The 21,622-nt window shown below is 34.7% G+C and carries 17 protein-coding genes; 5 read left to right on the top strand and 12 right to left on the bottom strand.

The genetic code is table 11. The annotated features are described in order from the left end of the window. Positions 1-54 precede the first annotated feature (54 nt). Together IEV84_RS08875 and IEV84_RS08870 are read left to right on the top strand one after the other, a co-directional pair. Entirely contained in the window at positions 55-636 is a 582-nt protein-coding gene (locus IEV84_RS08875; protein ID WP_188493922.1) for a pseudouridine synthase, read from the top strand. A 9-nt stretch (positions 637-645) separates the two neighbouring features. Beyond that, the gene (locus IEV84_RS08870; RefSeq protein WP_188493921.1) at positions 646-1,110 is read left to right on the top strand and encodes a tRNA (cytidine(34)-2'-O)-methyltransferase; all 465 of its coding nucleotides are present in this window, start codon (positions 646-648) and stop codon (positions 1,108-1,110) included. Between the two features lie 255 nt (positions 1,111-1,365). Here IEV84_RS08870 and IEV84_RS08865 read toward each other — a convergent pair whose 3' ends face one another. The 3 genes from IEV84_RS08865 to truA form a co-directional block, all read right to left on the bottom strand. Continuing rightward, complete coding sequence (locus IEV84_RS08865) at positions 1,366-2,151, bottom strand: ABC transporter ATP-binding protein (RefSeq protein ID WP_188493920.1); 786 nt, start codon at positions 2,149-2,151, stop codon at positions 1,366-1,368. 6 nt (positions 2,152-2,157) lie between these two features. Next, on the bottom strand, positions 2,158-3,912 hold the full coding sequence (locus IEV84_RS08860; RefSeq protein ID WP_188493919.1) for an ABC transporter ATP-binding protein: 1,755 nt from the start codon (positions 3,910-3,912) through the stop codon (positions 2,158-2,160). An 80-nt stretch (positions 3,913-3,992) separates the two neighbouring features. Beyond that, a complete protein-coding gene (gene truA, locus IEV84_RS08855) occupies positions 3,993-4,727 on the bottom strand; it encodes a tRNA pseudouridine(38-40) synthase TruA (protein ID WP_188493918.1) in 735 nt (244 codons plus the stop codon). Positions 4,728-4,910: 183 nt separating this feature from the next. Here truA and IEV84_RS08850 point away from each other — a divergent pair, with 183 nt between their 5' ends. Further along, on the top strand, positions 4,911-5,408 hold the full coding sequence (locus IEV84_RS08850; RefSeq protein ID WP_188493917.1) for a metallophosphoesterase family protein: 498 nt from the start codon (positions 4,911-4,913) through the stop codon (positions 5,406-5,408). Here IEV84_RS08850 and IEV84_RS08845 read toward each other — a convergent pair whose 3' ends face one another. The 3 genes from IEV84_RS08845 to IEV84_RS08835 form a co-directional block, all read right to left on the bottom strand. After that, positions 5,409-6,977, bottom strand: a complete 1,569-nt coding sequence (locus IEV84_RS08845; protein WP_229732642.1) for a tetratricopeptide repeat-containing sensor histidine kinase — start codon at positions 6,975-6,977, stop codon at positions 5,409-5,411. A gap of 139 nt (positions 6,978-7,116) precedes the next feature. Further along, positions 7,117-7,779: a response regulator gene (locus tag IEV84_RS08840; RefSeq protein ID WP_188493915.1), complete on the bottom strand. Its 663-nt coding sequence runs from the start codon at positions 7,777-7,779 to the stop codon at positions 7,117-7,119. Positions 7,780-7,882: 103 nt separating this feature from the next. Continuing rightward, entirely contained in the window at positions 7,883-8,296 is a 414-nt protein-coding gene (locus IEV84_RS08835) for a DUF4293 domain-containing protein (RefSeq protein WP_188493914.1), read from the bottom strand. A 186-nt stretch (positions 8,297-8,482) separates the two neighbouring features. On the opposite strand from IEV84_RS08835, the gene rho reads away from it, so the two are divergent. Further along, positions 8,483-10,306 (top strand): transcription termination factor Rho, encoded by a 1,824-nt coding sequence (rho, locus tag IEV84_RS08830; protein ID WP_188493913.1) that lies wholly within the window; start codon positions 8,483-8,485, stop codon positions 10,304-10,306. Positions 10,307-10,445: 139 nt separating this feature from the next. On the opposite strand, the gene IEV84_RS08825 is transcribed toward rho, so the two are convergent. The 4 genes from IEV84_RS08825 to IEV84_RS08810 form a co-directional block, all read right to left on the bottom strand. After that, entirely contained in the window at positions 10,446-11,660 is a 1,215-nt protein-coding gene (locus tag IEV84_RS08825) for an RsmB/NOP family class I SAM-dependent RNA methyltransferase (RefSeq protein WP_188493912.1), read from the bottom strand. Positions 11,661-11,923: 263 nt separating this feature from the next. Then, positions 11,924-12,811 (bottom strand): dienelactone hydrolase family protein, encoded by an 888-nt coding sequence (locus IEV84_RS08820; RefSeq protein WP_188493911.1) that lies wholly within the window; start codon positions 12,809-12,811, stop codon positions 11,924-11,926. A gap of 113 nt (positions 12,812-12,924) precedes the next feature. After that, positions 12,925-15,222 (bottom strand): TonB-dependent siderophore receptor, encoded by a 2,298-nt coding sequence (locus IEV84_RS08815; protein ID WP_188493910.1) that lies wholly within the window; start codon positions 15,220-15,222, stop codon positions 12,925-12,927. A gap of 260 nt (positions 15,223-15,482) precedes the next feature. Further along, entirely contained in the window at positions 15,483-16,907 is a 1,425-nt protein-coding gene (locus tag IEV84_RS08810) for an alpha/beta hydrolase family protein (protein ID WP_188493909.1), read from the bottom strand. 172 nt (positions 16,908-17,079) lie between these two features. Here IEV84_RS08810 and pafA point away from each other — a divergent pair, with 172 nt between their 5' ends. Continuing rightward, complete coding sequence (gene pafA, locus IEV84_RS08805; RefSeq protein WP_188493908.1) at positions 17,080-18,687, top strand: alkaline phosphatase PafA; 1,608 nt, start codon at positions 17,080-17,082, stop codon at positions 18,685-18,687. 49 nt (positions 18,688-18,736) lie between these two features. On the opposite strand, the gene lysA is transcribed toward pafA, so the two are convergent. Then, positions 18,737-19,960, bottom strand: a complete 1,224-nt coding sequence (lysA, locus tag IEV84_RS08800) for a diaminopimelate decarboxylase (protein ID WP_188493907.1) — start codon at positions 19,958-19,960, stop codon at positions 18,737-18,739. A 205-nt stretch (positions 19,961-20,165) separates the two neighbouring features. Continuing rightward, positions 20,166-21,620 (bottom strand): glutamate synthase subunit beta, encoded by a 1,455-nt coding sequence (locus IEV84_RS08795; RefSeq protein WP_188493906.1) that lies wholly within the window; start codon positions 21,618-21,620, stop codon positions 20,166-20,168. Positions 21,621-21,622: the final 2 nt, after the last annotated feature.

Here is a 21,622-nt window from a genome sequence, read left to right as displayed (position 1 = left end):
AAGCTGTAAGACTGCTGCTATTTGTGTATTTTTGCGCAAATTTCACTTTCAGTTATGCCGCATCAGCATTTTATTCTTCACAAGCCTTATGGTTATCTGAGTCAGTTTATATACGAATTGAAGCGTAAAAAGAGGCTTTTAGGCGAATTGTATCATTTTCCTGAAGGTACTATGGCAATCGGTCGTTTAGATGAAGATTCCGAGGGATTACTATTGCTTACTACTGATGGAAAGATGAGTGAACTTGTTCGTTCCAAAAAAGTGGACAAAGAATATTATGTTCAGGTAGATGGTATTATTACGCAGGAAGCCATAGAAGAACTGAAAAAGGGAGTTACAATAGGTTTTAAAGGCGGAAAATATAAAACGAAACCTTGTGAGGCACGATTGATTCATGAAATTCCCGAATTTGGAATCAGAGGAAGAAAAATAAGAGATGAACGTCATGGACCTACTTCCTGGGCTTCGATAACAGTCAATGAGGGGAAATTTCGTCAGGTACGAAAAATGACTGCAGCTGTCGGGTTTCCTACTTTGCGTCTGGTGCGTGTTCGTGTGGGAAATGTTCATTTAGATAATTTACAGGCTGGAGAAGTAAAGGAAGTCGAAGATTTTAATATCAATAATCAATTATAAAAAATAAGAATGTTAAATATCGTTTTAGTAGAACCTGAAATCCCTAATAACACCGGAAATATTGGCCGTTTGTGCGTTGGAACCGAAAGCCGTTTGCATTTGATTCATCCGTTTGGATTTGTTATTAATGATAAGAATTTAAAACGTTCCGGTTTGGATTATTGGGTGCATCTTAACGTTACCGAATATCAAAATGTAGCGGAATGGTTGGAACAGATTCCTGATACATCACGAGTTTTTTTGATGAGTTCTCATGCCGAAAAATCGTATTTGGAGAACGAATTTCAGGATGGAGACTGGTTGGTTTTTGGTAAAGAAAGTGTGGGTTTGAGTCCCGAATTTATGGCTTTGTTCGAAAAAAAGAATCAATTGACAATACCGATGTCAAATAAAATTAGAAGTTTTAATATTGCTAATTCAGTTGCTTTTGTAGTGGGTGAAGCAAAGAGGCAGTTAGCGGTTGGCAGAATTTAGAAAGCAGTGTTCAGTATTCAGTTAGCAGATTTCAGAAGGCAGTAGCAGTTGGCCGAATTTAGATTTCTTAGTGAACTTTGCGAAAGCTTTGTGCTCTTTGCGGTAAAAAAAAAATACTGCAATCCCGATAGCTATCGGGACACGAATTATTTTTTTACAATCTTTGAGGTTGAAATTGGCACTAATTGCTAACCTGATTTTTCATAATTATTTAGTGAGCTTTGCGAAAGTCTTTGTGTACTTTGTGGTTAAGAGCTAAGAAATCACAAACTTCCCTTTTGTTTCGTCAAAAACAATATGTTCGTCTTTGAATAAAGTATTGAAACTTCCTTTTGAAATTAAATTACAAGGTTGATCCTGAATTATCATTTCAGGAGTCATAATTATCATTTCGTCACTCAATTGGATTGCCATATCAATATCATGAGTCGAAAAAAGAATGCACTTTTGGGTTTCCTGAGTGAGTTTTTTCAGGAGTTTAAACAAAGCCACTTTATGCAATAAATCAAGGTGTGTGGTAGGTTCATCCAGAATAATTAACGAAGTGTCCTGTGCCAAAGCTCTTGCTACTAATACTTTTTGTAATTGTCCGTCGCTGATTTCAAAATGCTTTTTGTCAGCCAAATGTTCAATTTGCGTAAGCACCAAAGCCTGATTTACTTTTTCAATATCTTCGTCAGATAATGTACCAATCCAGTTGGTATAAGGCTGTCTGCCCAGAGCGACTAATTCGAAAACGGTTAGATTGCTTGGCGGTAATTTTTCGGTTAAAACTACACTTAAATTTTTGGCTAAAGCCAAAGCATTCATCTCGTGGATATTTTTTCCATTTAATAAAACAGTTCCGGAAATTGTTTTTTGTATTCCGGTAATGGTGCGCAATAGGGTTGACTTTCCGATACCGTTGGCACCAATTAAGGCAATGAGTTTCCCTTTTTTCAATTGCAGCTCAATATTGGAAGCCACAATATTTTGTTCTTTCTTGTGGGTATAACCAATGCTGATTTGGTTGGCTTGTAATATGATATCAGGATGGTTCATTTGGAATTATTCAGCTAATGAAAATTGAGAATCGTATAAGTTTTTATAGTATCCGGATTCTTTATTGATGAGTTCCTGATGCGTTCCTTCTTCTACGATTAAACCTTTGTCCATAACCACAATTTTATCAGCATTGACAATAGTAGCCAGGCGGTGCGCAATAACAATGGAAGTTCTTCCTTTGGTAATGGTTTCGGTAGCGCGCTGAATCAATTCTTCGGAATAGGTATCAATAGATGAGGTGGCTTCGTCCAAAATTAAAATACTTGGATTACTCACATAAGCTCTTAAAAAAGCAATCAGTTGGCGTTGACCGGAAGATAACATCACACCGCGTTCTTTCACGTCAAAATCATAATTGTCAGGAAGACTCATAATAAAGTTGTGAACGCCTATTTCTTTGGCGGCTGCATAAACTTTCTCTCTGGTAATTTCAGGATTATTGAGCGTAATATTATTGTAAATAGTATCAGCAAATAAGAAAACATCCTGTAAAACAATTGCAATTTGTTTTCGAAGCGAACTCAAAGTATAATTTTCGATATTTTCGTTGTCAATGCAAATGGTGCCGCTTTTTATTTCGTAAAAACGATTCAATAAGTTGATAATTGTAGATTTTCCAGCTCCGGTTGAACCTACAATGGCTATGGTTTCGCCCGAATTGACATCCAAATCAATACCTTTGATGACTTCTTCATTCTCAATATAACTAAAACGAACGTCTTTGAAAGTGATATTTCCATTAAATACCGGAGCTTCTATTGTTCCATTGTCCTGAATTTGATCTTGGGTGTCAATGATTTCAAAAACACGGTTGGCGGCAATCATTCCCAGTTGCATCTCGTTGAATTTATCGGCTATTTGACGCAAAGGATTGAACAGCATTCCAATGAACATAGTGTAGGAAAACAAATCTCCAAATGTGGTGAAATTGTCTCCGTTTAAAATTTTAATTCCACCATACAACACAATAAATCCCAGTGTTAACGACGAAATAATATCGGCAATAGGGAAGAAGATGGAGTTGTAAAGAATGGTTTTTATCCAGGCGTTTTGATGTTTTTCGTTAATGTCTTTGAATTTTTCCGATTCAATTTCTTCCCGGTTAAACAATTGTACAATTTTCATTCCGGTAACACGTTCCTGTACAAAGGTGTTCATGTTGGCAATTTGCGTACGCACTTCTTCAAAGGCAATCTGCATTTTGCGTTGGAAAATTCGGGTAATAAAAACTAAAATTGGCATCGCAATAATCACAATCCAGGTTAGTTTCCAGTTCATGTAAAACATAAAGATAAGCACCACGACCATTTTCATCAGGTCACTGATAATCATGAACAGACCCTGGCTGAAAATACGGGCAATAGATTCAATGTCAGAAACCGAACGGGTTACGAGTTGCCCAACCGGAACCAGGTCGAAATATTTCATTCGGAAGCTTAGAATGTGTTTGAATAATTTAATTCGAATGTCTTTTACGATATCCTGTCCCAGCCAGTTGGCCCAATACACAAAGTAAAATTGGGAAAAAACCTCTAACAAAAGTACAATTCCCATTAAACTGATGTAAAACAAAAGTCCCTGAGCATCTTCGGTCTGGATATAATCATCCACGGTTCTTTTTAATAAATAGGGACGTAATGCCGCAAAAATCGACAAGGAAATGGCGTAAATTATCACACCGTTAAAACGCCATTGATAGGGTTTTGTATATTGTAATATTCGTTTGAATAATCGGGTGTCAAATGCTTTTGCTTTCATATATTTTTAGGAGCTTTATCCTGTAATTTCAATTTTTTAAAAAAATGTCAATAACAATTGCAATGTCAAAAATCAATCCTTTATAAATAAGGATATTCAATTTTAGTTAAATACAATCCGTGAGCTGGTACCGAAAAACCGGCTTTTTCTCTGCTTTTGCTTTCGATAATAGCATTAAAATCGGCTAAAGTTATTTTGTGTAAACCAATATTAATCAATGTTCCTACAATGGAGCGTACCATATTTCTCAAAAAACGATTGGCCGAAATGGTAAAAATCAATTTGTTTCCTTCTTTTTTCCAATGTGCTTCAAAAATAGTACAATCAAATGTATTCACATCAGTATTTACCTTAGAGAAACATTGAAAATCAGTGTGGTTGAATAATAGTTTTGCGGCTTCATCCATTAAATCCACATCTAGATTTTGACTGAAATACCAACTTTGCTCCTGTAAAAAAGCATCTTTGTAACTATTGATATGGTATTCATAAGTTCGCTTAGTGGCATCAAAACGTGTGTGCGCATCGTCGGCAACGGGAAAAATTCCATAAATAACAATATCTTTAGGAAGATAGGAATTGAGTTTGTAAACTAATTTTGGAATATCAAAAGCAGTTTCAAAATCAAAATGAGCATACATTTCTCTGGCATGAACACCGGTATCTGTGCGTCCTGCGCCCATTAAGTTGATTTCAGCATTTAATAAAACCGAAAAAGCCTTGTTGAGTGTTTGTTGTACTGAAGGTGCATTAGGCTGAATTTGCCAACCATGATAAGGAGTTCCGTTGTAAGCTAATTTTATAAAATATCTCAAGGCTAGTGTTCAGTAATCAGTGTTCAGTCAGCAAAGCTGCGAATGTTCATTGAAAAATTAATATGGACAAATTTACAAAGTTTTATCTTAGTTGTTGTTTAAAAAATCCTAAAACTAAGAAGCTTAATCTCCATTGTAATATGATAACTTTGTTGTCTAATTCTTGAACTACTTTTCGCAGCAATGAAAAAAATCCTTTTACTTTCGGATACGCACAGTCATATTGACGATGCAATTTTAAAATATGTAAAACAGGCTGATGAGGTTTGGCACGCAGGCGATATTGGTGATTTAGTAGTGACAGATACTATTAAAAAAATCAAGCCGCTGCGGGCTGTTTACGGCAATATCGATGATGCTCAGGCGCGTTTGGAATTTCCTTTACACAATCGTTTTATGTGTGAGGGAGTTTCGGTTTGGATAACCCACATTGGCGGTTACCCCGGAAAATACAATCCTGCTCTGAAAGCCGAAATGACAGCTAATCCGCCGCAATTGTTCATTTGCGGACATTCGCATATTTTAAAAGTGATGTTTGATAAAAAACACAATCTTTTGCACATGAATCCGGGGGCTTGTGGTAAAAGTGGTTTTCATCAGGTTCGCACTATGTTGCGATTTGTGATTGAAGGCGATAAAATTAAAGATTTGGAAATTATAGAGATTGAAAAAAGAGTCTGATTAACTTTCGTAATCAATAGGTGCTATAATTTCAATGGTAGTTCCCTGATTTGGTCTGGAAATAATATTAAACTTACCTTTCATGGTGTTAATTCGGGCTTTGATTTGGTTTAACCCAAATCCTTCTATGGTTTGGAATTGGTTGATTTCAAATCCTACGCCGTTGTCTTTTACTAAAATGTGCAGTTCTTTGTTTATTTCTTTTAAATGCAGTTTTGCTTTATTGGCTTTACTGTGGTTGGTAATGTTGTTTAGTAATTCACTGATAATGAAATACATTTTCATTTCGTAGTCTTCGTTATAGCGCGTTGCATCCGAAACATCACTGGAGTAATGAAAATGAATTGTTGAATTGGAATTCATTTCGCATAAATCATTTAGCGCATAAAATAAACCAAAACGGGCTAACAGCGTAGGTAAGAGACTGTGCGATAAATCTCTTACTTTGTAATGAGTTTGGATAAGAATGGCTTTGGTTTTTGTGATTTCTTCGCTATTATTTTGATTTTTTGTGGAAAAAATAGTCAGGTGCATAGCCGCTGAAGAGAGTAAGGCACTAATATTATCATGTAAAAAGGAAGCGATTTTTTTGCGCTCCATTTCTTGTCCGTTAATCGAAGCAGTAATAATATTTTCCTGAATTTTACTTTCAATATCTTTAAGTTTGTTCGTCTGTTTGAGTTGTTTGTTTTGAAAATACATATAGGAAAAAACAATAAAAAGCAGCAATGCTGTAATGATGATGATGCTGATTAATTTGTTTTTAGATTGTCTTTCTAATAAGATTTGGTGGTTGGTTTTGTATTCGGTTTTAATGTTGTCAATTTCTCTTTTGTATTCATCAATTTCAAGATTGATACCGGCAACATTAATTTTTCTTAATTTTTCTTCATCATTAAGTTTGGCAGTGAGTTCATTGTAGGCATTAAGATTTTCATAGGCTTTTTTGAATTTTTTCATCTTGAATAAAAATTTAGAATATTCCTGATGCGCAAATGATAAATCCGATTTTTCCCTGCCTTTTTTTCCTGATTCGATTGCTTTTTCAAAATAAAAATAGGCTTTTTGAGAATTATTAGCATAAGAATGGTACATGCCATTGAGCATATTTATTGCTACAATAGTTGACTCGTCTCCATGTTTTTTATGGTATTTGTTGATGTATTCCAGGTAAGGGAGTACTTTGTTGTATTTTCCAATATCAAAATAAGCCCAGCTAATATTCAGTTTAGTAAAAAGAATTTCGGATGAATCGGCAATTTTTGTGCTGTATTCCAGTGATTTTTTATAATAATAAATTCCTTTACTGTATTCTTTTTTATCAAAACAATAAATGTTTCCCAGATTGTTGTTAATCCAGTTTTTCAGATGATTGTTGTTGGTCTTATCAGCGTAAATAAGTGCCTTTTTATAATAAAATAAAGCTTTTTCATATTCGGCTAATTGATCAAAGTTTGCAGCGATTGTGTTGTAAGATGTAGCAATGAGTTCATTGTTTTTTAAAGCGATGGCTTGGCTCAATGCTTGTCTGGAAAGGATTAGCGATTTTTCGTAATTCTCGTTCCGCATTAATTCTGTTGCTTTTTGAGTCAAAGATTTAGTTTGCTTTTGCAGATTTTCTGTTTGGGAAAACAGGCTCATTGTACTTAAGCAAAGTAGTAAAAACAAGCTGTAAATGCGTTGGTGAGGCATGACTGAAAAAGTAAACTTAAGGATTGATTAGGTTGTGTTTTAAAGCAAATTTAACCAAACCAACCATATTTTTCACCTTCAGTTTTTTCATGATGTTTTTTCGGTGGGTCTCTACGGTATTAGTACTAATGAATAATTGGTCTGAGATTTCTTTACCGCTGTATTCTAAGGCTATTAAAGTAATGATTTCTATTTCCCGATTGCTTAATTGAAAATCAAGTTCAAGTTTGGTTTTATTTAGTTTTTCATTGTTTTTTGTTGCCGAAGAAAATATTTTTTCCCGCACCTGATCACAAAAATATTCTTCGTTTTTATTAACGGTTTGTATGGCTTCAACAATGTTTTCGCAGGCACATTGCTTGGTTAGGTAACCGCTGGCGCCTAATTTCATAACTTCCTTAACGATTTTGACATCATCGTAAGCCGAAAGCACAATTACTTTGCACGGGAAGCCTTTTTTAGCAAATTCCTTAAGAACTTCGATGCCGTCTTTTTCGGGCATACTGATGTCTAGAACTAAAATATCGGTAGAATTGTTTGTAACTTCTTCGAAAAGAACAGTTCCTCTTAAGGAAGAACCAACGACATTAAAGAAAGGGACAGCGTTTAATAAAGTACGCATACCATTGATTAATACCTGATGATCGTCGGCTAAATGAATTCGTATTGGAGTTTCCATAGGTGTTTTCTAATAAATCAAATGTATTGAAAAAAAGGACTACAAAAAAACCCGAATGTAAAATTCGGGTTTTCTTCGCACTAATAAATTAAAATTTATAGGTTTACCTCAATCGATCTACAGATTTTACAAGATCTTCGTCCTTTTTGATCGCTTTATTAGCTAAAACTAATGCTACGATAGCAATAATAGGCAGAAACATCCCAATACCTTTCTCAGAAACTACAGGAGTTTCTCCAGATAAATTTAGTGAACGATATAAAAACAATCCTAATAAAATCAAATTTAATATCATATTCAATCTGTTGATAACAAATTGATTTTGTCTTTTCTTATAGGATAAAATACTTAATATTGAAAGTGTGGTACTTAGTCCAAACAGAATGGCATAAATCTGGCTTTGCATAAAAAAGAAAGATTTACCGTTGCTCATAGTCCACAATGGGAAAATAAAAGGCAAAACTCCTGTGATTACAAAAGCTAAAAGTAAATATATGGTTTGAATTCGTTGTATCATTTCTATCAAAATTGCTCCACAAAAATATATTTTCTTTTTTTAAAATACTATTGTATGATTAAATTTTATTCGTATTATTGCAACATAATACCGTAAGCACTTCATACTGCGGTTGATTCAAAATAAAAAAATACACCTAAATCTTTTCCAAAGATTCCCCAATTTAATTAAATTCATAGAACATTCATGTTTGATATTTCGGCATTAAAAGAAATGAAGCTTTCTGAGCTTCAACAAATAGCTAAAGCTGCTAAAACGATAAAATTCAACGGTGTAAAAAAAGATGCGCTTATCAGCAGTATTTTGGACTTTCAAAAATCTTTGGAAACAAAAGACGTTGAGGAAAAAGTTAGTCCTAAAACAGAAGATAAACCGAAGAGAGAGCGTATTACTCCCGCTAAAAAGCAGGCTGTTTCTAAGATAGTTGCCGAAGCAGCGTCAAAAGATCAAGTACAATCATCTGAAAAAACGACCAATGAACTTGATTTTCCGGTTGGAGCCATTGCTGAGCCTGAAATAAAGGAAGGAAAAGAAAAGGTAGAACAAGAAGTTGTTGTTGAAAAAACGAAGGCGGTAAAATTTAACAAAGCCACTTACGAAAAGAAAATTGCTCAAAAAAAGAACAAAGAAAATAAGGAAACGGTTAATGAAAATGCTGTTGCTGCTGAAGGAATTCAAACAGAAGCAAATTCATCAGAATTGAATCCTGTGGAAGCAGCTTCTGAAGTAATTACTCCGGCTGCTCCAAAGAAAATAAACCCCAATCAGCAAAATAAGCAGAATCCTAACCAAAATTCGAATTCAAACCAAAACCAGAATTCGAACCCGAATCAAAATCAGAATCCTAATTTTAAAAATAAAAAGAATAATAATTTTAGAGACTCCGATTTTGAATTTGATGGAATCATAGAAAGTGAAGGTGTTCTTGAAATGATGCCGGATGGTTACGGTTTTTTACGTTCTTCAGATTATAATTATTTGGCTTCGCCGGATGATATTTATTTATCGACATCTCAAATCAGATTATTTGGTTTAAAAACCGGAGATACGGTAAAAGGAGTGGTAAGACCTCCAAAAGAAGGAGAAAAGTTTTTTCCATTAGTACGTGTTCTTAAAATTAACGGACACGATCCTCAGGTGGTTAGAGACCGAATTTCATTCGAGCATTTAACTCCGATATTCCCTTCAGAAAAATTCAAATTAGCCGAAAGAGACAGCAGTATTTCAACCCGAATTATCGATTTGTTTTCTCCAATAGGAAAAGGACAACGAGGTATGATTGTAGCCCAGCCTAAAACGGGTAAAACCATGTTGTTGAAAGAAATAGCCAATGCTATTGCTGCAAATCATCCTGAAGTATATCTTATTGTTTTATTGATTGATGAGCGCCCGGAAGAGGTGACTGATATGCAACGTTCGGTGCGTGGTGAGGTAATTGCATCAACATTTGACAGAGAGCCTCAGGAACACGTTAAAATTGCTAATATTGTTCTTGAAAAATCAAAACGTTTGGTAGAATGTGGTCATGATGTGGTGATTTTGTTAGATTCTATTACACGTTTAGCCAGAGCTTACAATACGGTTCAACCGGCTTCAGGTAAAGTATTGAGTGGGGGTGTAGATGCGAATGCGCTTCAAAAACCAAAACGTTTCTTTGGTGCTGCACGTAATGTAGAAAAAGGTGGTTCGTTGAGTATTATAGCTACCGCATTGACAGAAACCGGTTCGAAAATGGACGAGGTTATTTTCGAAGAATTTAAAGGAACAGGTAATATGGAATTGCAATTGGATAGAAAAATTGCTAATAAACGAATCTTCCCTGCTATTGATTTGACTTCGTCAAGTACCAGAAGAGATGATTTACTTCTTGATAAAGATACATTACAAAGAATGTGGATAATGAGAAAATACCTTTCGGATATGAATCCAATAGAAGCGATGGAATTCATCAATGACCGATTTAAGAAAACCAGAAATAATGAGGAATTTTTGATTTCGATGAACGACTAATTTTAGAAGGCAGAATTTAGATTGCAGATTTCAGACTGCAATCTTGATTACACATAAAAAAAGCGATTTTCAAAATGAAAATCGCTTTTTTTTATGGTCTGCCTTCTGCCTTCTGCCTTCTGCCTTCTGCCGACTGAAACTAAGCTTTTCTCTCTAAAAGCGCCATATAAAATCCGTCAAAACCGGATTCTGAAGCCAGAATTTTATGGTCTTGGATAAAAGTGAATTGTTTTCCAATATCGGTAGTTAAAAAACGTTCTATTTGTTCCTGGTTTTCCGATGGAAGAATAGAACAGGTAGCATAAACCAGCTTTCCGCCCGGTTTTACAATTTTAGAATAGCTTTCTAAAACTTCCGATTGTACTTTTCGAATATTATCAATGAATTCAGGTTTCAGTTTCCATTTAGCATCCGGATTTCTTTTCAAAACTCCTAAACCGCTACAAGGTGCATCAATCAATACACGATCGGCTTTTTCGTGTAATTTCTTGATTACTTTAGTGGTATCAATGATGCGGTATTCGATATTGAAAGCGCTGTTTCTTTTTGCTCTTAACTTTAATTGCTTCAGTTTGCTTTCGTATAAATCCATAGCAATCAATTGCCCCTTATTTTCCATCAAAGAAGCAATATGCAAGGTTTTTCCACCCGCACCCGCACAAGTATCTACTACGCGCATTCCCGGTTTTACATCCAGAAAAGGAGCTACTAATTGTGAACTGGCATCCTGAACTTCAAATAAACCCTGTTTGAAAGCATCGGTCATGAAAACATTAGCGCGTTCTTTTAAGACAAGAGCATCAGACTGATCCTGAAGGTATTCGGTTTCGATATCTAAATCCATCAAAATGGCTCTTAGTTTTTCTCTTGTAGTTTTTAGAGTGTTGGTTCTAAGAATCACTTTAGCCTGTTGATTTTGAGCTGCAATTTCTTTAGCCCAAACTTTCTCCCCTAATTCTTTTACGCCTAATTCGTCCATCCAATCAGGAATAGATTCTTTAATGGCTCTGTTTTTTGATAGTTCGTCAAAACGCCCTTTGATTTTTCGCTCAGGAGTTCCCTCTAATTGACGCCAGTCAGGAATTGGGTAACCTCTTAAAACGGCCCATACAGCAAACATTCTCCAAAGATTATCTCTGTCAAAAGGTTCTTTTACTTCGCCAATTTCAGCATATAATCGTTTCCAACGAACAATTTCGTAGATGGTTTCAGCAACAAATTTCCTGTCGGAACTTCCCCAACGCTTGTCTTTTTTTAATGCTCTTGCTACTACTTTATCTGCATATTCTCCTTCGTTAAATATCGCATTTAGAGAATCGATGGTAGTGTATACTAAGTTTCTGTGTAATCTCATTTTAATTATTTGAAGTGCAAAGGTACTATTAATTGATTTGAAAGTTTAATTAAAATTTCAATTCTGTGAAATTGGCACACAGATGAAACCGATTTTAGCAGATAAATATAAAAAAGCTTCAAAAATTTTCAGCCACAGATTTTAAAGATTTAAAGGATTATCACTTTTAATCTGTGAAAATCCGTGGAATCTGTGGCAAAGTTTTTAAAGTAGCAACCTTGAGTTTACAAAACTGAATTTATATACTTTGATTTTTTAGTGATTTATTTTAGTTTTTCTTTGAAAAAATCAATTGTTCTTGTCCAGGCCAAAGTAGCGGCTTTTTCATCATATCGAGGTGTAGTGTTATTATGAAATCCATGATTGACATTTGGATAAATATGGGCTGTATTGAGGATTTTGTTTTTGTTTAAAATGGCTTCAAAAGCAGGCCATCCATCGTTTACCCTGGTGTCTAAACCTGCATATTGTAATAATAAAGGCGTTGTAATCTGTTCTGCTTCTTCAGCTGTGGGTTGTCCTCCGTAAAAAGGAACAGCAGCATTAAGCGTTGGAATTTTTACCGCCATCATATTAGCAATCCAGCCTCCGAAACAAAAGCCTACAACACCAATGTGTCCGTTGCAATTAGGATGGTTTTTTAAATAATAGTAAGCAGCTATGAAGTCTTCCAGTATTTCGTAGCGGTCTCTTTTTTTCTGCATTTCCCTGCCTTCATCATCATTTCCTGGATAGCCGCCTAACGGAGTTAAAGCATCGGGAGCTAAACTGATAAAACCCTCTATGGCAGTTCTGCGTCCTACATCTTCTATGTACGGATTTAAACCACGGTTTTCATGTGCAACGATTACTCCGGGTAGTTTTTTGTTGCTTTTGCTCGGTTTGGAAAGTAAGCCTTTTATTTTGCCACCTCCTTTTGGAGAATCATAAGTGATATAATTGGATTCTATTCTTGGATCATCAGCTGTTACGAGTGTTGTATTTGCGTAATCGGGAGTTATGAAACTTAGTAAAGAGGGCAGGCTTAGTGTGCCTACAGCAAAAACAGAAAGCTTTTCTATAAATTGTCTTCTTTTGATTTTATTATGAGCGTAATCATCATAGAGGTCAAATATTTCCTGACTGATATCTTCTTTGGTTATTTTTTTCATATTGGGAATAGTTGGTTATCAAAATAGCTTAAATGTAATTATTTTTTTGATAGTTTTAAAAACAAAAAAAGCTCCTGAAAAACAGGAGCTTTTAGAAAAATAACCGGAAAGGTTTATAGTTTGTATTTTAAACTTGCCATTATTTGACGAGGTGCAATTGGGTTTACACTATAGTTTTCGTGAACAGTGTAGTTTAACTCATTTGTAATGTTAGATAATTTACATAAAAGAGAGATTTTTTTCCATTCGTATCCTACTGAAGCATCAATTGTAGTATAACCTTTTACAGGAATCTCTCTGTGCCATATTCCATCAGGATATTTAGTTAGGTCGTTATTATATTGGTCATTCCATCCTCCAATTCTGTCACCGATGTAGTTGCCGATAGCTCCTATAGAAAGACCTTTTAAAGTTCCTGTTGGCACAGTGAAGAAAAAGCTTAAGTTAGCTGTGTTTTGAGGTGTTCTTGCTACACGGTCACCTTCAATAAAACTTCCGTTCAGACCTGAAGTTTTGGTGTATCTCATGTCATTGTAGCTGTATCCAGCCATAATGCTTAATCCTTCAATAGGTCTTGCAGTAATGTCAACTTCAATTCCATCACTTTTTGTTTCTCCACTCATTACTTTTATATCAGGATTATTGTTAGGAGTTACACCGTCTTGCATAAAAGCTGCTGTTTGAACTAAGTTGTTGTTTTTGATTCTGTAAACAGTAAGATTAGTGGTTAAAGCTCCTTTGAATAATTCTGTCTTAATTCCCGTTTCGTATTGGTCTATGATAGAAGGTTTAAGAGGTTTGCTGTCGTAAGTATTTCCTGTATTAGGAGTAAATGAATTTGTATAACTACCAAATAAAGTAATTTCTTTAGTTGGTTGAATAATTAATCCGGCTTTAGGTGAGAAAGCATTATCTAAACGTTTTGCAGCAACTGTAGGAGTGGTGTTTTCAGGAGCAACAGTTTGAACTTTGTTTACAACGGTTTCTTTGTAAGTAGTTACTTGTGATTCTTGCCAAGACCAACGGATACCGGCTAAAACTTTGACATAATCGTTAATTGAGATTAAATCCTGGAAAAAAGTTCCAAAACGTTTGGCATCAGTACTTAAAATTTGAGAATTTCTGGAAGCAAAAGGTACTACTCTACTTTCGCTACTTTTATCGTAATTGAAAAGATTTACTGTCTTGTCTTCAGTAGTTTTTATGTTGCCGGCATTGTCAAAAAACACGAAAGTATAACTTTTTACTAATGAGTTTTCCCAATCAGCTCCGGTAAAAATTTGATGTTTGATGTTTCCTGTTTTAAAGTTTCCTTGTAAACTCAATTGATCACCAAAGAGTTTTTCTTGGTTTTTGTTACGGGTTAAACCTCTTTTCCAATCTCCACGTGTGGCATAAGTATCTAAATTAGACATTTGTGAAGTTGAAGTTTGACGTCTGTCATAATTTTGGAAAGAAGAGTTAAAGCTTAATTTCCAGTTCTCATTAAAGTTATGATTGAATAATACCGAAGCACTAGCTGATTTAGTGTTTCCGTTAGACCAAAGTGCACCATAATAAGCATTGCGAGGTAAGTTTAAAATTTCTTTACCAATAATCCCGGTACCAAAATCAGGTATCCAGTCAGCAGTTAAATAATCTCCTTGTACTGTAATATTTGTTTTTTCAGTTATATTGAATAAAAACGAAGGGTTAAAATAAAAACGTTCATTTTTTACTTCATCTCTAAAACTTTTAGAGTTTTCATAAGATCCAACGAATCTGTAAGCGATTGATTTGTTTAAAGGACCATAGAAGTCAACTGTTGGCTTGTAGTAGTCATAACTTCCAGCCTGCATAGAGATTTCGCCTCCTTTTTCAAATTTTGGAGTTTTTGTAACCAAATTTAAAATTCCTCCCGGAGCTACGTTTCCATATAATAAGGCAGAACCTCCTTTTAAAAATTCAACTTTTTCTAAGGAAGCAACTTCCGGAATAGAACCAGCATTGAAACGGAATCCGTTTTTAAACATGTTACTTGCAGTCGAATTAGAAATATCGTATCCTCTTGAATAAAATGATTCCTGAGCACCACCACGAGCAGAACTTACATAAACACCATTGGCGTTTTTGATTACATCGCTTAAACGGATAGCTTGTTGTTGTTCGATTACCTGACCATCAATCACCTGAATACTTTGTGGTAAATCCATCGGTTTTATACCGGATCTTGCAGCTGAAACCGGTTTTTGAGGTTTATTTCCAGTAACAACAATTTCTTTTAAGATTTGTCCTTTTTTATTTTTGATAGTATCGAATGGGGAATTGTGAAATTCTTTTGGACTGTTATGATCTGTTGCAGAAGCTACTTCTTGAGCCTGAGTGCTTAGAGAAAATAGTATTGCTGTTAAGGGCAGTAAAACTCGTTTCATTTTGAACTTATTTGGATTTATTTAAAATAATGCCGCAAAAGTACAATCTGAATTTGGTTTTACAAAGTATTATTTAGAATAAATAAAAACAAATATTAACAGAATAGTTGTAAGTTGTTTGAAATTTATTCGCTTAATTCTTTTATAATAGGTGATAAAAATATAAAAAGAACAGGGTTTTTGTTTTAATGTGTTGTTTTTTAGATTGTTGTGTGTTTTGTGGTAGCTTTTCTGTTCTAATAAGTAGTAAAGTGAGAGTGTTATTTATTGTTTGCTAAATTGTTTTTGAACTTATCTACTTTTGGAGGATTGAGATAGTTTTTAAAAAAATTATACAGCGTATTTAAATCGTTAGCAGTTTGTGGAATAGCATGTCCTTTTCCATAATTAATAAGGGAAAATGTTGGAACTCCTAAAAGATCTAATTTGTTTTTAAAATGTTTAATTTGATCTTCGTAATAGTGATCGTCGTCAGTATTGTAAAAGAATAGGGTAGGAGCTGCTGTTTTTTCGACTAAAAAAGAACCTCCCATAGATTCCCATAATTTTCTGTTTTCGTCTAATGGTCCCCAAACCCATGGACATCTTTGTTCTAAATTTTTATCGCCATCATCAGGAGTGTTGTATATAAGGGTATAATCAAAAACACCCGGTCCCAGCGTTGCAGCCTGAACAACATCAGAAATTCCAATATGAAAACCTGCATTTTCCAGCTCTTCTACTTTTCTATCACCAATAGCCATAGAGCCAGCTGTGGAACCTCTGGAGAATCCAAAAATCCCAATTTTATCCGAAAGTCCCCTTTGCTTGCTAAAAAAACGCAATGTTCGAATAGCTGATTTTACTTTTTGAGCGGCATCAGGGTTGGTTTGAAATGATTTGTAGGCGTCATTTGGACCGTTAACAGTTTTTCCTTTTCCCCATGGACAGTATTTTGGATGGTCGGCAATTGCCCAGGCTATTCCACTGGCAGGTGCTCCTTCGAGAAAAGAATCATTAAAACCAGCAAATGAATAGGCTAAATTTAGTCTTTGGTCTTTGTAGGCATCGGTTAACATTCCTTTGTTGCTGTCATAAAACGCATAACTATTGCTGTATGAAAAAGATAAAATGACAGGAACTTTGACTTTTGGATTCGCCGGATAAATAATATCCATGTGCAAAGAATCGCCAACTTTATATTGTTCGGGTGTGTTGTACACTTTTGGGTCATCAATAAAATAGCTGACATCTCTGGCTATGCGATAGCCTTCAAACAATACATAGGATTTGTATAGAGAGCAATTTTTGTAACCACAAAAACTTCCGGCAGCAATTGAGTCGTTAATGGCAATGATATCTTCATTTATTTTTATTGCTTTGGCATTGCTGTTTTTAGCATAATCGAGTTCGACAACCCGATAACCTTGCGATAGTAGCCAATTGACATCTTTTTTAATGCTGTTTCTTCCTATTTTTTTAATAGATAAGTTTTTTAAATAGACCACAGTCAGATAATTTCCAGCATAATCTTTAACAGGTTTTTTTGATTCGGTAGCATTGTATTCAATAGCCCTTCCTGTTGTTTTACTGATCCATTTTCCTGTTGTAGCCCATGAATTTGCAGTTAAAAATAAGCCGAGTAAAATACATACTAAGTTTTTTTTAGATAAAAAAGTACTAAAGGAGATAGCTGTAGATTTCATTGTGTTTTGTCTCGAAAAACGATTTTTTTTGATGTTTTGGAATTACAAAAATAACTTTATAGTTTGATTTAGGCAGGCTTGTTTGGATTTTAGTTGGATTTTTACAGATAACTATTTCATAATAGCAGCTCTCACTTTAATTTGTATTTTTGTTTTTATACATAATTATATCATGAAAAAAATATTTTTACTATTTACTACAATTGCAATTTTTAATGGAAACGCACAACAAAGACCCAAATTGGTTGTCGGGATTGTGGTTGACCAAATGAAGACTGAATATCTCTATCGTTTTTCGGATGATTTTTCGGCTAATGGTTTTCGCAGATTAATGAATGAGGGTTATGTTTTTCATAACACTCACTATAATTATATGCCTACTTATACCGGTCCGGGACACGCTTCCATTTATACAGGAACTACTCCGGCGGTTCATGGAATTGTGGGGAATAGCTGGTTTGATAAGTCTATCGGTAAATCAAGATATTGTACTGACGATGCTTCGGTTTCTATTTTAGGAACTGGTGATTCAGGAGAGGGAAAGATGTCTCCGACAAATTTGGAAAGTACAACAATTACTGATGAGTTGCGTATGTCAACTAATTTTAAAGGAAAAGTGATTGGAATTAGTGTTAAAGATCGTGGAGCTATACTCCCGGCAGGGCATTTTGCTAATTGGGCATTTTGGATGAGTGATTCGGGGAATTTTATTTCGAGTACTTTTTATGGAAAACAATTACCAAATTGGGTGTCCGAATTTAATGCTAAGAAAAATTACGAAGCTTATTTAAATAAAGATTGGACTTTGCTTAAAGCAGAATCGGTGTATGATAAAAGTTTGGCAGATGATAATCCGTATGAAGGACTTTTGTACGGCAGTAAAAAGCCTGTTTTTCCCTATCCTTTAAAAGAAATGTATGCTAAAAATGGAGCTAAAGTGATTAAATCTACTCCTTTTGGGAATGACTTTTTAGCTGATTTTGCAAAAGAAGCTATTGCGAATGAAAATTTAGGAGCAGATAATGATACCGATTTTTTAGCAGTTAGTTTTTCTTCAACGGATTATGTGGGACATTTAACAGGACCACGATCGAGAGAAATTCAGGATACTTATTTGCGTTTAGACCAAACTATTGCTGATTTTTTGACTTATTTGGATAAAAAAGTAGGTAAGGGGAATTATTTATTGTTTTTGACTTCCGATCATGCTGCAGGGGAGAATGCTAATTTTCTAAAAGATAATAAATATAATTTTGGTGGTATTGGTCAGAAGGAGTTAGTAGATAAACTTCGGGATTATTCTAAAACTACTTTTGGTGTTGATGTAGTGTTAAATTATTCGAATGATAATCTATTTTTTGATAAAAAAATAATTAAAGAAAAAGGAGTTGATTTAGTTAAAGTTAAAATTTTGTTCAAAGATTATTTAATGACATTTGCGCATATAAAAAGAGTTTATTCTGAAGAAGAAATACTTGCTGCATCTGGGACAGATTACTATCTAAGCTTTATTTCAAAGGGGTTTGATCCGAAACAAAACGGAGATTTAGTAATTCTGGATAAACCGGGTGGCTATGGAGGGACTGGAACTTCACACGGTACACCTTATAGTTACGATACTCACGTACCTTTGCTGTTTTATGGATGGAATATTAAAAAAGGAGAATCGTTTGATAAAAAAGTGATTACTCAAATTGCGCCAACAGTAGCTCAAAAAATTAAGGTCTCTTTTCCTAATGGAACTGAAGCAAATGTTTTAACAGAAGTTTTAGGAAACTAAAGGATATAAAAAAAAGGGACTTTGAAAAGTCCCTTTTTTATTGATTTGATTATTTAGCCATTGCTACAGTTGCAGGTAATGGAATTTGATTTTTTAATAAATCTTCAAATGTCTCGTGAGCTCTAATTAAATGCCCTTCACCATTTATCCATAATACTTCTGCTGGTTTGTATCTTGAATTATAGTTGGAAGACATTGAGTAGCAATAAGCACCAGCATTTCTGAAGCAAAGGATGTCACCTTCGGCAATTTCCTGAATTCTGCGGTTACTTGCAAAAGTATCCGTTTCGCAAATGTATCCTACTACTGAGTAAAAACGCTCTTTCCCTTTAGGGTTAGAGATGTTTTCGATATGGTGAGAAGAACCGTAAAACATTGGGCGAATTAAGTGATTGAATCCAGAATCAATTCCTGCAAAAACAGTAGAAGTAGTTTGTTTTACTACGTTTACTTTTGCTAAGAAGAAACCTGCTTCACTTACTAAAAATTTACCCGGTTCGAAAATCAATGTTAATTCTTTTCCGTATTCATCGCAGAAAGCATTGAATCTTTTAGATAGTTTTTTACCTAATTCTTCAATATCTGTTTCAATATCGTCTTTTTTGTAAGGTACTTTAAAACCACTTCCAAAATCAAGGAATTCTAAGTTTTTGAAATTTTTGGCAGCATCAAATAAGATTTCAGCAGCATACAGGAATACTTCGATATCTAAAATATCAGAACCTGTGTGCATATGAATACCGGCAATGTTCATGTTTGTATTTTCAACAATACGTACTAAATGCGGCAACTGGTGAACTGAAATACCAAATTTACTATCAATATGACCTACTGAAATGTTTTCGTTTCCACCAGCCATAACGTGAGGGTTGATACGAATACATACCGGAACGTGTGGGTGTTTTGCACCAAATTGCTCCAAAATAGATAAATTATCAATATTGATTTGAACTCCTAGTGAGTGTACTTCCTCAATTTCTTCAAGAGAAACACCATTTGGAGTGAAAAATATCTGATCCGGAGAATATCCTGCATGAAGTCCTAATTGTACTTCCTGGATAGAAACAGCATCCAAACAAGATCCCAAATCTCTCAATAATTGAAGAATGGCAACGTTAGACAATGCTTTCATCGCATAATTGATACGCAATTTTTCTACTTTAGAAAAAGCTTTAGTTAATCTCTGGTATTGTGATTTTATTTTCTCGGCATCATATACATATAATGGACTGCCAAATTGTTCAGCTAATTGAAGTAAGTCTTTTGATTGCATTGCTATTATTTTTACACAAATTTATTATTCTTTTATCGATACTACAATAGATAAAAATATTTCTAACAAATTGTAACAAATTGTTTTAAAATAAACATACAGCGTTGTAGTTTATATTTTTAAAACATATGATGGATAGGATTATAAAAACCAAAAAAAAGACCTTGAAATGAATCAAGGTCTTTTAAAAAAAGTTTATTTAAGATTACAATGGAGGTAAATCTCCACCTTCTTTAGTAGGAAGGTTTGTAGTTCCCATTAAGTATAAATCTACTTCTCTTGCAGCCTCACGACCTTCAGAAATAGCCCAAACAATTAATGATTGTCCTCTTCTCATATCTCCCGCAGTAAATACGTTTGGAACATTAGTTTGGTAATTGTTAGCTTTATAATTGCTTCTGAAATCAGTTTCAAGACCTAATTGCTCTGCCAAAGTTTTCTCAGGACCTGTAAATCCTAAAGCTAATAAAGCTAAGTCACATGGCCAGATTTTTTCAGAACCTTCAATTTCGATCAATTGAGGAGCTTGTCCCGGAACCATTTTCCACTCTACGTTTACAGTTTTAAGAGCTGTTAATTTACCATTAGCATCTTTGATGAATTCTTTAGTATTGATTAACCAGTTTCTTTCAACACCTTCTTTGTGAGAAGAAGAAGTTTTTAACTGTAACGGCCAGTAAGGCCATGGAGTAGATTCGCTTCTTCCAACTGGTGGTTTTGGCATAATCTCAAAGTTAGTTACTGATTTTGCACCGTGACGGTTTGATGTACCTACACAGTCAGAACCTGTATCTCCACCACCAATAACGATTACATCTTTTCCGGTAGCCATAACTTGGTTTTCGATTTTTTCTCCAAAAACAACTTTAGTTTGTTGTGTTAAGAAATCCATTGCCTGAACTACACCATCGGCATCAGCACCAGGAGTTGGTAAGCTTCTTCTTTGAGTAGCACCACCACAAAGCACGATAGAATCAAAAGCTTTCAAATCGTTGATGTCATAGTTTACACCAACATTAGTGTTTACTTTGAAAGTAATTCCTTCAGCTTCAAGGATAGCAACACGACGGTCGATAATTTCTTTTTCTAATTTGAAATTAGGAATTCCGTAACGTAATAATCCACCAATTGCATTGTCTCTTTCAAAAACAGTAACAGTGTGTCCTGCTCTGTTTAATTGTTGTGCGGCTGCTAAACCGGCAGGTCCTGAACCAACAACAGCAACAGTTTTTCCTGTTCTTGTTTTTGGTGGTTGTGGTTTAATCCATCCTTCCTGGAAGGCACGCTCCACGATATTTTTTTCTATGTTTTCAATAGAAATTGGCTCAGCAATAATCCCTAGTACGCATGCTTTTTCACATGGAGCAGGACATAAACGTCCTGTAAACTCAGGGAAGTTATTTGTTGAATGTAGTATCCAAGAGGCTTTTTGCCATTCTCCCTGGTGTACCATGTGGTTGAAATCAGGGATTAAATTCCCTAATGGACATCCACTGTGGCAAAATGGAATACCACAATCCATACAACGAGATCCTTGTTTAGTAATTTCAGCTTCACTCAAAGGAACTGTAAATTCTTTATAATGTCCTACACGCTCTTGTACTGCTGTGTATGATTCATCTTGTCTTTCGAATTCTTTAAAACCTGTTACTTTTCCCATTG

This window comes from Flavobacterium palustre, from assembly GCF_014639535.1.
In the GTDB taxonomy this organism is placed as follows: Bacteria; Bacteroidota; Bacteroidia; order Flavobacteriales; family Flavobacteriaceae; genus Flavobacterium; species Flavobacterium palustre.
Note: the sequence above shows the minus strand (reverse complement) of the source record. Positions and strands in the feature narration are given on the sequence as shown.